The following is a 12,518-nucleotide window of genomic DNA, read 5'->3' on the forward strand; positions in this document are numbered from 1 at the left end:
GCGATATTGTTTATCCGGTCCTAAAACAATCCAAACAGGAGAAATCCACCGAATGGTAGGAATCATTGTAAAGGAAGGCGAGTCCATCGAATCCGCTCTCAAACGTTTTAAGAGAGATTGTGCTAACGCCGGAATCATGAGCGAGATCAAAAGACGTGAATTCTACGAAAAGCCTAGTATCAAAAAGAAAAAGGCTTTAGAATCCGCAAAACGCAAATTAGAAAAGAAAAAACGTCTCTTCTCCCGCAAAGACCGCGGTTAATCCTCGGTCTTAGGTTCCTAAGAGATAGGGGAACGGGCATGTCCCTGCAATTAAAAATAAATACCGACCTGAAAGAGGCTATGAAAGCAAAACAAGAGCCTCTTCTCTCCACCTTACGCCTACTCAAGGCCGATATTCAATACGAGCTTACGAAAAACGGAGCCCAGGAATTAAGCGATGAGCAGATCATCGTCCTGATCAAACGTGGGTATGCAAAACGTACTGATGCAATCCAAATGTACGAAAAAGCGAATCGTACCGATCTTGCAGAAAAAGAAAAGGGTGAAGCTGAAATCTTAAAATCATATCTTCCGCCAGACGTACCCGAAGATCAAATCATCGCCGCCGTAGAAAAATTTGTTATAGAACTCGGAGCATCCGGACCCAAAGACATAGGAAAGGTTATGGGAAAAGTAATGGCTGAGTTTAAAGGCGCGAACATAGACGGATCAAAGGTTTCTGCGATCGTAAAATCTAAACTTTCCTAAGCTGGTATACTTTGCAGTTCCAAAGGGAATTTATCGACCGTATTCGTAGGGAAGTTCCCATCGAAAGTTATATCAGTCGATTTGTACCCTTACAAAAAAGAGGGAGAAACATGGTGGGTCTTTGTCCATTCCACCAAGAAAAATCTCCGTCTTTTAACGTTTCCGTAGATAAACAATTCTATCATTGTTTCGGATGTAAGGCCTCCGGAGATCTATTCCAATTCGTGATGAGTTACGAAAGAGTGGATTTCCAAAGAGCGAAAGAAATCCTTTCCGAGTATGCAGGTATCCCGATCCAGGAAAAAGCGAAAGAAGAAGTAGAAAGAACCGAACTCCTTTATAAAGTAAATAAGAAGGCTCTACTTTTTTTTCAAGAAAATCTGCGGGGACCTCAAGGTCTTGCAGCAAGAGAATATTTAAATTCCAGAGGTCTCGGAGAAGAGATCCAAAAATCATTTCAACTCGGTTATGCTCCCGGCGGGTTTAATCATTTAACCGGAAAAGTTTTTAATTCAAAAGAAGAGATCAAGGCAGCTTTGGAAGTGGGCCTCATCCGCGAATCCGAAAAGGGAAAAGAACCTTATGATTTTTTTAGAGATCGGATCATGTTCCCTGTTTTCGATCTTTCCGGGAGAGTCATCGCATTTTCCGGACGAATTTTAGGCCCAGGAAAAGAGTCTAAATATGTGAACAGTCCTGCTTCTTCCATATTCGATAAAGGAAGAACGTTTTATCACCTTCACCAAGCGAAAGAATCCATCCAAAAGTCCAGGACTTCGATTTTAGTGGAGGGATATTTGGATGTGATCGGTCTCGTTGATAAGGGGCTAGAAAATACGGTCGCTTGTATGGGAACCGCTGTGACTGAAAATCATATCCGGACCATGAAAAAGTTCTCCGACAAATTCCTTCTCGTTTTGGATGGGGATTCGGCAGGCAGAAAGGGTGCGTTACATGCTGCGGAACTTTGCCTCAAGGAAGGCCTGGATTGTTTTGTTATATTATTACCGGAAGGAAAGGATCCTTTCGATATTTCCAAGGAATTGAATCGCCAAGAATTGCATAAACTATTGGAAAACCAGATCCCAGCTTCCTCTTTTGTAGTGGAAGAACTTTTGGATAAGGCGGATTCCCGCGCTCTTCCGGAAAAGAAAAGAAGGGCATTGGACAATCTTTACCAATTTTTGAAAGGATTCAATCGGGACTCCGATAGGGAGTTTTTTTTAGGGTTAGGGGCAAGAAGGCTCGGGATCAGCATGGATGCAGTTTTACGGGATTATAAGGGTGGAGGAGCCAAGTTTGCCTCTCCAGGGTCCGATAATAATAAGGATAAATCCGCCAAACGAGTATCAGGCCCGAACCCCGCCGAAAAATGCGAAAGAGAGATCATTGCCTTACTTGTGAAGGCGAATCATTTATTTCGTTTTTCCGAAGAATTATCCGGACTGGAATTCTTAGACTCTAAAAGTGCGTTTTTATGGGACTTTATATATACGAGATACGCAAGCGAAGAAGAAGTTTCTCCCGCTTCCGTGATTTCTTCCGAGATCCCGAACGAATTTAAGGAATCTATAGCACCGTTCCTGATATCGGAAGCGGATATGAGTCCGGAAGATTCCGTGAAGGTATTTAAAGGATTATTAAATCAACAGAAACTTTTCGTGATCGATAAGAGAATGGAAGAGTTGGACTCGGGCTCACCTTTGGATGATCCCGAACATTTTACAAAACTGGCATATTATAAGACCGAGAAAGCAAAATTATTGGAATTTATCCGTAGTGAAAACTCGGGCGTAAGATAGGGGACCGCAGAATGGAAAATCTACAAAGCATGCCGGAAGTGCAGAAGATCATCGCGATAGGAAAGGCGAATAGCGAAATTTCCTACGACGAGATCAACGAAATTCTTCCGGATAAGATCTTAAACTCGGAGAAGATTGACGATGTATTCACGCTTCTTCACGAGATGGGAATAGAGATCGTAGAAGAATATACTAGAAAATCTTTGGAGCCGGCTTCTTCTATCCTGCCTAAAGACGATCCAGCTCTTCCGGTAAAACCTGCCCGCAAAAAGAAAGAAACGGCATCTTCAGCCGGCGGCTCGGAAGATCCGATCCGTTTGTATTTGAAAGAGATCGGAAAGGTAAATTTGATCTCCGGAGAAACGGAAGTATTTCTCGCTAAAAAAATTGAAAAGGGCGAGAAGATCATAGAGGAAACTATTTTAGGTTCTTCTATTTTAAGAGCGAACTTCATCAAACTTCTTCCTAAGATCCGTAGTAAAAAGACAAAAGTATATGATCTTGTTCGAGTAGACAAGATGTACGCGATGAACGCGGAAGAAGCGAAGAAGTTGGAAGAACTTTTCTTCAAAAACATCTCCGTCATCCAAGAACAGGAAAAAGTTTTACAAGAAGCTCAGTCTAGGATCCGCAAATATTCCGAAAACTCCAAAAAGTATAAAGAGTTCAAAGAGAAAATCGATATCTCGAAAGGTATCATCGACACTGCTGTTAGGGAACTTGGAGTTTCTCAAAAAGAGATTCAAAAAATTTCCCAAAAGATCAAATCCATGGTCTTCCGAATCAAGGAGATAGATCGTCATTTCTTAAAGATCAAAGCCCAATACGGTTACGACGTTAAAGATATCAAAGCGTTCAACCGTTTTATCGAGAAAAATGAAAAGTTAGAAGATATCGAAAAGATGATGGGAGTCTCTATCGACGAGGTTCGCGAGGTCATTAAGGATATCCGAAACAATGAGCGTAAACTTCGCCGTATGGAACAGGAAGCGGGTTCTTCCGTCCAAGAGATCAAGGACTGGGGCGAAAAGATCATCAAAGGTGAAAGAGAGATCGCTCAGGCCAAAAAAGAACTCGTTAAAGCAAACCTTAGACTTGTGGTTTCCATCGCAAAACGTTATGCAAACCGAGGAATGCATTTTTTCGACCTGATCCAAGAGGGAAATATCGGTCTCATCAAAGCTGTGGACAAATTCGAGTATAAGAAAGGATATAAATTTTCCACGTATGCTACTTGGTGGATCCGTCAGGCAATCACCCGTGCGATTTCCGACCAGGCGAGAACGATCCGTGTTCCGGTTCACATGATCGAACAAGTGAATAAAGTCATCCGTGAGACTCGTTTGTTCGTGCAGGAATTCGGTCGCGATCCGTCCAATGAAGAAATTGCGGAACGTTTAGGCTGGCCTGTCCAAAAAGTAAAAGCGGTTAAGAACGTAGCAAGAGAACCTATCTCTCTCGAGATCCCGGTCGGTTCCGAAGAAGATTCGGAATTAGGAGACTTTATCGAGGACAAAGATGTGGAATCTCCGGTGAATTCCGCAGCTTCCAGTATCTTAGCGGAACAAATCCGACAAGTCCTTCATACTCTTCCTGCAAGGGAACAGAAAGTGATCCGTATGCGTTTCGGTCTGGACGACGGTTATCCTCAAACCTTGGAAGAGGTCGGTTACCAGTTCAAGGTAACCAGGGAAAGGATCCGTCAGATCGAAGCAAAAGCTCTTCGAAGACTACGTCACCCATCTCGTTCTAAAAAATTAAGAGACTATATCGATTAAGATAGTTTCGCACGGAGTTCACTGAGGGTTTGTTTTAATTGAAACTCAGTGTTCTTTGTGGGCTCCGTGCGAAATGATATCTTCTTTTCTTTGCGCCTTCGCGTGAGACTTTATTACTTACCTTTACCGTCGTAGGTAGATCTCAAAGACTCAATGAGTGCGATTGCCTCTGATTCTTTTTCTTTTCTCTGCGCTTCTTTCCAACCAAGTTGTTTCGCCAAGATCTGGGAAACAGGTGTTGCGAGTTTTGCCGCAAATTTTAGATCTAAGAACTGGACTCTGAATCTTCTTGCAAGAACGTCCGTCACTGTAAGTGCAAATTCTTCTTTTACGAACCACTCCACTTCTTCTTGGAAATATTCCACACCTTTTAAAAGGGGAGTCGGCTTTTTACCGAGTATGATGAACACTTCTCCGCCATAAAAATTTTGGAGACGTTTAGCGGATACTTCACTTACCTTATACATTTTTTGGATCTCTTTGTAAAGATCTTCGGAATATCCAACTTTTCCTGGGAAGGCGTATTTTGCGGTTCTGCTCGAGCCGAATTCTTCTAAGGAAGCTTCTTTCAAAACTCGATCGATGAGATCCTCGGCCATCTTTCTATACGTAGACCATTTTCCTCCTCCCATTGTGATGAGTCCGGAAGGAGAAACAAGGATCACTTCTTCTCTGGAAATACTTTTTGTGTCTTGGTTTCCTTCCGGAGAGATGAGAGGTCGGATACCTGAGAAGGCGGAGATAATATCTTTTCTTTGAAGGGGTGTGGCTAAATATTCGGAACCTGTCTGCAATAGGAACTCCACTTCAGACTCCAAAGGTAGAGGATCTTGGCTAACTTCATGAATCGGTGTGTCTGTGGTTCCCAAAATTACATGGTCTTCCCAAGGAATGATAAATACGACTCGCCCGTCTTTCGTTTTAGGAATGATGAGCGCTGTATTACAAGGGATGATTTCTTTTTTGAAAACCAGATGGATACCTTGGCTAGGAGAAAGCACACGATAGGTTCTTGGATCGTCCTTTAGGCGCACATCATCCACCCAAGGACCTGTTGCGTTTACCACCACTTTTGCTTTTACGTTATAGGTTTCCCCGCCGATCAGATCTTTTACTTTTCCTCCCACAATTTTGCCGTCCTTCTTCTGGAAGGATAGAAGTTCCGTTTGGTTGAGTACCAGAGCGCCTTCTTTAGAAGCTGCGCGTGCCAGATTTACGTTCAATCTCGCATCGTTGAACTGAGAGTCGTAGTATAAGATCCCTCCGGTTAAACCCTTTGTTTGGAGAGCCGGAAAATCTTTTTCTACTTCTTCTTTCGAAACTCTTTTGTGAGACGGTAGATTTCCTTTCCAAGCCAGGATATCGTACATAGTCATTCCGATACTGTAATACGGTTTTTCATACAGTTTGTATGTGGGAAGAATGAACGGAAGAGGTTTGACTAGGTGAGGTGCATTTTCCAAAAGTCTTTGTCTTTCCGTGAGTGCCTCATGTATCAATTTAAAATGGAATTGTGCGAGATACCGCACACCTCCGTGAATGAGTTTCGTGGAACGCGAAGATGTCCCGGCGGAAAAATCCGATTTTTCTAAAAGTGCTACTTTCAGTCCTCGAAGGCTTGCATCCAGCGCAGCCCCGGCTCCGGTGGCTCCCCCCCCTAAAATCAGGAGGTCAAATTGTTCTTCCTTTAATTTTTCAAAGCGGCTTTTGCGATCGTGTTTTTGCATCTACAAGGTCTTCCTGCTTTACAGGCTGATTTCGCCGGGTGAAATTGCAATAAAAGAGCCAAATGGAACCTAAAAAACAAATCGAATTGATACGACGCGGGACGGTCGACCTAATTAGCGAGGAGGAACTTACCTCCAAACTTACCAAAAAAAAGTCCTTAAAAATCAAAGCCGGTTTCGATCCGACAGCCCCAGACCTTCATTTGGGGCATTTCGTTTTGCTTAGAAAATTAAAACATTTCCAGGATCTGGGTCACGAGGTGAATTTTCTACTCGGGGATTTTACCGCGATGATCGGAGATCCTACAGGCAAATCCGAAACCAGAAAAAGACTCTCTAAAGAAGAAGTCCAAAAAAATTCAGAAACCTACCAAAGCCAAGTTTTTAAGGTTTTGGATAAGGAGAAGACCAAGATTGTCTATAATTCCCGTTGGTGTTCCGGGATGAATTTTGAAGATGTTCTCGTCCTGACCTCAAAATACAGCGTTGCCCAGATTTTGGAAAGGGACGATTTTAGCAAAAGGTATAAGGGGGGACAACCTATCTCTCTTATCGAATTCCTATATCCTTTAGTCCAAGGTTACGACTCCGTAGAAATGGAAGCCGACGTGGAATTGGGAGGGACGGACCAAAAATTCAATCTGCTTGTTGGTCGGGAATTACAAAGAGAATACGGAAAAGAAGCACAATGTGTGATCACTCTTCCGCTTCTTGTCGGTCTGGACGGGGTTAAAAAAATGTCCAAGTCTCTCGGTAATTACGTTGGGATTACTGAGGAACCGATAGATATGTTCGGAAAACTCATGTCCATTTCGGACGATTTGATGTGGAATTATTTCGAATTGTTAACGGATCTTCCTCTAGAATCCGTTACGGAACGTAAAAAAGGGATCCAATCCGGAGAACTTCACCCGAAAGAAGTCAAAACGGAACTTGCAAAATTAATAATGGACCAGTTCTCTTCCCCGGAGGCAAATTCCGAAGCGATCGAAGAATGGAATAAGGTCCATAATCCGAAAGCAAGAGCTATCCCGGAAAATATTCCGGAAACAAAACTTGGTCCCGAATTTTTCCAAGAATCCGAGACTCCACAGTTGATCTGGGTCCTCGCCAAACTAGGATTTGTTCCATCAACCTCGGAAGCGAGACGGCTCATCAAGTCCGGGGGGATTTATGTCGACGAAGAGAAACTTTCGGATGAAAAATTTACCGTTAGCAAAAACGCAGAATACTTGATTCGCCAAGGCAAAAAAGGAAAATTCATCCGTCTGGTCAGTTGACCGAAATCAGAACATGCTCAGCGAAGAAGAATCCACAGTACTTTCCAAGACGATCAAAGAGATCCAGGACAACGAAGTAGAGTCGGAAGTCCTGGAAAAAAAGTTTCGTCAAATTCGGATCGGCTCCTCCGTATTCTTCTTCCTAACCTTAAGTATCACCACCGTTTTTGCTTTGGCAAGAAGGTTGGATTCTCTCCAAAACACGGTTCAAAAACAAAACGAAGTTATCTCCGTTCTCTCGGAAGATATTACAAGTTTACGATTGGAAGAACAACAAAGGGAAGAAGAGGTGCTTCGTTTTAAGTCCTCCATTCTGGACGATGTTCCTGACGGGGATTTAAGTGAAGAAGTTAATAAAAACCTGAATTCTTTACAAGCAGTCATTCCGAAACCCGGGACGGGAAAAAATATCAGCAGAGGAAATCCGAATTTTAAGGAAATTTCCCTTACATTCGATTTGGGTACCGGCGAGGATCTGCAAATACTTTATGAATTTATGATGAGGTTCCCGATCAAGGTGACCTTATTCGTTTCCAACGAGAATCCCGCTAAAAAAGGAGGATCTTTATTCTCCAAAACTAATATAGTATATCTGAAAAAATTAGCAGCCTTAGACGGAAGAGTGGTCTTCGGAAATCATACCTGGAGCCATTTTAATTTACCTAGAAGTTTAAAAGAATCCTCTCTTAGAAAAAGAGCACTACTAAGCTATGTGGCTGACGAGATCCCTGATTTCAACCTTCTTTTGGAAGAACTTACGTCCGTAGAGGATAAATTCAGGACCATTACCGGACTTACACTTACCAAGTATTACAGGTTACCGTATGGTGCGGTTGATCAGATCATCTTGGATGTATACGCCACCCAAGGTTACGAAAATCATATTTTCTGGAGTAATAATACGGTAGGTTCCTTGGATGTTCCCGACTTCGTATATAAAAAATATATTACTAAAAAAGATACCGCTACCGGAAAAACAAAACTAGTACAAAATCCTCATTATAAAACCAAAGAGGAGATGTTGGATTTTTTATATCGCTGGGAAACTTCGGACAAAAATGGAATGAACGGTGCGATCATTTTGATGCACTTGGGTTCGCCTAGACAATCCGAAAAATTGATCTATATACTTCCCGATTTTATCCAGGCGATGTTAAACAAGGGTTATAAATTCGTAACCGTTCCGGAAGTATTGAACGAAAAGCAGGATTAAAACGCCACTTTTCGTTTTTAATTTACTTCTTTCTTTTGCCTCTTGTATTCGTTACGATCTTCTCAGGCTCGCTTGCAAATTCCGGGCTTGGGAAATATACCGTTCCCCGTTGAGAACTTTTTTTACCTGCAAAAATCCGATCCAACCAGGCTCTTAAATTTTCCATTCTTTTGGAAAACCAACTCTGGAAATTATACAGGTGAAGATAAAAGACGGGAACCATGATCAATGTGATGATACTTGCGAAAGCAAGTCCCCAGCCGAAAGCCAAAGCCATTGGAACTAGGAATGGATCGTAACCTCCGATTCCGTACGCGGTAGGCAAAAGTCCAAGAACTGTAGTTACAGTAGTTAAGGTAACTGCTCTTAGTCTTAAATTACCCGTATCTACTAGGATTTCCTTAATGTCCTTATTCGGATTTTCTTTTCGAAGAGTGTTTGCAAAGTCCACAAGAACGATGGAATCATTAACCACAACTCCCGCAAGTCCCACAATTCCGAGCATCGCTAAGAATCCGAAAGATTCTCCGTGGCTTACAAATGCTAAGATCACTCCGATAAAGGAGAAGGGGATGGCGCTTCCTATCACGAGCGGTTGCATCAAAGATCCGAATTGAGACGCAATGATGATGTACATGATTAGTAAAGCCATGAAGAATAAAAATCCTAAGGAACCCATGGATTCTTCCGTGTCTTTATTCTCTCCGCCGAAACGGACCATATAACCCGGGTATTTTTCGATAATCTTTTCTTGGTCCGCTAATTTTTTAGCGGAAGCATTTGCCTCGCTGGAATTCGCCTGTTTTCCACCAGCTAAGTTTGCGGTGACTGTGACTAAACGTTTTCCATCCAAGTGATTGATATTGGAAACCCCGGGAAGTCTTTGCATCGTGACGAGTCGGGATACCGGGATCATTTTGCCGATGGAATTCGAAACATATACATGATTTAAACTATCCACTGACTTCCGGTAAGATTCGGGAAAACGTACCTTTACTTCTACTTCTTCGTCCGTTCTTTTGATCTTAGTGGCGACAGTCCCTTGGAATGCGGTATTGATCGCTTGCGCGACCCTGGCTACCGAAACTCCAGCGGTGGAAGCAAGCGATTCGCTCACCCGGATACGGACTTCGTCCTTACCCTCGTTGAAGTCGTCTGCAATATCTGTGACTCCTTTTACTTTTCCGAGTACACCTTTGTATTCGGATGCGATTTTCAGAAGAGTATCGTAACTATCTCCCCTGATCTCGATCGCAACAGGCTTTCCGACCGGAGGGCCTCCGGACACTTTTTCATATTCTAAGGCGACCAATTTCCCTCTAAGAGATTCAAACTCTTCGGGAATAACAACAGGTTCAGGAACATCGCAAGGATTCTTGGTCTCTGCCGCTTCTTTTTGGATCTTCTCTTCTTCAATTTTGCGAGAAGTTTCGTTGAGTAACCAGAGAGTTTTTCTTCTAATTTTCTGGATGATATCGTCCGTTTTGTGACATTTTTTACGGTTTTCTTCCGCAGTTAAATATGCCATTACCATTCCGTAATGTTTTCCTCTTTTGGTAAAAGGATCATTCGGATTAGCTTGGATGATCCCTACACGAGTCGCATAATTTTCCAGATCTTCCTGAGGGACTTTTGCGATCTCTTTTTCGATCACTTCTAAATAACGATACGTCTCATTTAGACTTGCACCGGTTTTTGCGGTGACCTTTACGTAGAACTGATCCACGGAACCGGGGAATAATTTAAACTTAGAGAATAATATCTGGATGATAAAACTAACGATCAACAAGAAAACAATCCCTATCGTCATTTTCCAAGGATTGTTCAATGCGAAACGAAGTGCAGGAACATATTTCGTATTTCTAAACTTAGAGAACCATCCGGATTCTTCCTTAATTTCTCCAGCTTTTACTCCGCCTTTATTGATATCGTATAAGTGATTCGGCAGAATGAAGAACGCCTCCGCAAGCGAGGCACAAAGTGCAATGATTACAACAAGCGGAATACTGAATACGAACTTACCGAAAATACCAGGCATGAATAGAAGTGGGGCAAATGCAGCGATAGTCGTAGTAACGGTTGCTGTTACCGGAGAAACCACTTCCAAGGTTCCCTTTAGAGTGGCTTCATAAGGAGGAAGACCTTCTTCTATATATCGATATACGTTTTCACAGATGATGATCGCATCATCCACCAGGATCCCGACTACAAGGACCAAACCGAACATCGAGATTAAATTTAGGGTGAGCCCGAATTGGTCCATGATGAAGAATGTAGCGCCGAATGATACCGGGATCCCAAGAGCGGTCATCAAAGCCACTCTCCAGCCTAAAAAGAAGAATAAAGATCCTGTAACTAAGATCATCCCGAATGTAGCATTGGAAATAAGAACGTTCAACCTGCGTCGAATGTATTTAGAAAGGTCGTTTACGAATGCGTATTGGAATTCAGGAGAACCTTGGCGAAATTTTTCTACGGTGGCTTTTACATTGTCTACTACCTTGATCGCATCCGCACTTTGTCTTTTTAAGACTGTAAGAGCTACGGTTTTGGTTCCGTTTACATTTTCAATATAATCCGCCTCCCGCAAACCTTCCGTTACTCGGGCAACATCCTGGACTTGGATCGCATTACCGATCTCGTTTCCTCGAACATGTACTCTGGAAATTTCATCCGGAGTATCGAATTCGCCGATCGTCCTAAGAATGATCTCCTTATCCAGACCGGTCACATTTCCGCCAGGAACGTTAACGTTACGATTTCTTAATGCGTTAATTACGTCTTGGCCTGTAAGATAAAATCCGGACAAACGATTCGGAAGAATATCCACTTGCATTTCGGTCTCTCTCCAACCCCTACGAGAAACCTTTGCTACGCCCGAAATATCCAAAAGCGCCTGCTCTACGATCTTTGCCTGGGCACGTAATTTTTTCTCAGCCTCGACAGATCCATCATCTTCTTTTAATGTGATAGAAACCTCGATCACCGGGGTCCTTGCGGTCGTGATCTCCGTTACAATTGGATCTTCGGCTTCTTCCGGAAGGTCTTCTACCCGGTCAATGGCGGATTTGATATCATCCACCACCTTTTGGGTATCTTTTGTATCAGGATCCAAAGTAATCACGATACCGGATCTACCTTCGATAGAAGCGGATCTATATTCTTTGATCCCATCCACTTCTTTGATCGCTTTTTCCAGAGGATTTGTGACTAGTTTTTCTACCTCTTGGGGAGAGGCTCCCAGATACAATGTGGAGATGGAAACTATGTCGAAGTTGATATTCGGGAATGCTTCTCTATTCATCTTAACGGCCAGGAAACTTCCGGAAAGAATAATGAGTACTGTGAGTAAATTTACGAAGATACTTTTCGAGAGGAAATATTCGATGATACTTTTCATAGGGGCTTCCGCTTGAGGATTTAGGGGAGAAGTTATTTTAGTCCAGGATAGGACCGCTTAATTCCATGGAGTCGTTGAATCCGAACATTTTTGTACTTTTTAATCTATCTACGTACAAAACTCCGTTTAGATGATCGCATTCATGTTGGTATACGATCGCGGAATATCCTTCGATCGTTTCTTCGTGGGAGTTTCCTTTTTCATCCATCCATTTCATTTGGATCTTATTAGGTCTTTCTACAAAACCCCTCATTCCGGGAACGGAAAGACAACCTTCCCAATTACCGTCTACCGAATCCGTGATCGGTTTGATCTCCGGATTGATGATAATCCTTTCCGGCACCCTAGATGGACTATCATCTTCAGGATCGGAACCCACAACCACGATCTTTTTCATGATACCGATTTGAGGAGCAGCCAAGCCCACACCGTCCGCATGTCTCATCGTATCGAACATGTCTCGGATCAACTTTTTGAACTCTTTGGTTCCCAGTTCGTCGGGATGGACATCTTCGCTTGTCTTTCTGAGGAGGGGATCGCCGATTTTGAGAATTTTACGTACTGACAT

Annotated in this window: 9 protein-coding genes; 6 read left to right on the forward strand and 3 right to left on the reverse strand. The window is 42.8% G+C overall.

Annotated elements, in window-relative coordinates; all coding sequences use genetic code 11:
• Nucleotides 1-52 precede the first annotated feature (52 nt).
• Genes rpsU through rpoD form a run of 4 tightly spaced genes read left to right on the forward strand, consistent with a single transcriptional unit; the run spans nt 53 to nt 4,330 of the window.
• Entirely contained in the window at nt 53-262 is a 210-nt protein-coding gene (gene rpsU / locus AB3N61_RS08565; RefSeq protein WP_008591132.1) for a 30S ribosomal protein S21, read from the forward strand.
• Nucleotides 263-300: 38 nt separating this feature from the next.
• A complete protein-coding gene (locus AB3N61_RS08570; RefSeq protein ID WP_367897340.1) occupies nt 301-750 on the forward strand; it encodes a GatB/YqeY domain-containing protein in 450 nt (149 codons plus the stop codon).
• An 11-nt stretch (nt 751-761) separates the two neighbouring features.
• A complete protein-coding gene (dnaG, locus tag AB3N61_RS08575) occupies nt 762-2,552 on the forward strand; it encodes a DNA primase (protein WP_367897341.1) in 1,791 nt (596 codons plus the stop codon).
• A gap of 11 nt (nt 2,553-2,563) precedes the next feature.
• Nucleotides 2,564-4,330, forward strand: coding sequence for an RNA polymerase sigma factor RpoD (rpoD, locus tag AB3N61_RS08580; protein WP_257588038.1), 1,767 nt, complete (start codon nt 2,564-2,566; stop codon nt 4,328-4,330).
• A 113-nt stretch (nt 4,331-4,443) separates the two neighbouring features.
• Here rpoD and AB3N61_RS08585 read toward each other — a convergent pair whose 3' ends face one another.
• Entirely contained in the window at nt 4,444-6,057 is a 1,614-nt protein-coding gene (locus AB3N61_RS08585) for a glycerol-3-phosphate dehydrogenase/oxidase (RefSeq protein ID WP_367897342.1), read from the reverse strand.
• A gap of 62 nt (nt 6,058-6,119) precedes the next feature.
• Here AB3N61_RS08585 and tyrS point away from each other — a divergent pair, with 62 nt between their 5' ends.
• Nucleotides 6,120-7,337 carry a tyrosine--tRNA ligase gene (gene tyrS / locus AB3N61_RS08590; RefSeq protein ID WP_367897343.1) on the forward strand — a complete coding sequence of 406 codons (1,218 nt, stop codon included), beginning with the start codon at nt 6,120-6,122 and terminating at the stop codon, nt 7,335-7,337.
• Nucleotides 7,338-7,350: 13 nt separating this feature from the next.
• Nucleotides 7,351-8,550, forward strand: coding sequence for a polysaccharide deacetylase family protein (locus AB3N61_RS08595; RefSeq protein WP_020768028.1), 1,200 nt, complete (start codon nt 7,351-7,353; stop codon nt 8,548-8,550).
• Between the two features lie 22 nt (nt 8,551-8,572).
• Here the strand turns inward: AB3N61_RS08595 and AB3N61_RS08600 are convergent, their stop codons facing one another.
• Both AB3N61_RS08600 and def read right to left on the reverse strand, forming a co-directional pair.
• Nucleotides 8,573-11,950, reverse strand: a complete 3,378-nt coding sequence (locus AB3N61_RS08600; RefSeq protein ID WP_367897344.1) for an efflux RND transporter permease subunit — start codon at nt 11,948-11,950, stop codon at nt 8,573-8,575.
• A 37-nt stretch (nt 11,951-11,987) separates the two neighbouring features.
• A complete protein-coding gene (def, locus tag AB3N61_RS08605) occupies nt 11,988-12,518 on the reverse strand; it encodes a peptide deformylase (protein ID WP_020768433.1) in 531 nt (176 codons plus the stop codon).

This window comes from Leptospira sp. WS58.C1 (assembly GCF_040833995.1).
In the GTDB taxonomy this organism is placed as follows: Bacteria; Spirochaetota; Leptospiria; order Leptospirales; family Leptospiraceae; genus Leptospira_B; species Leptospira_B cinconiae.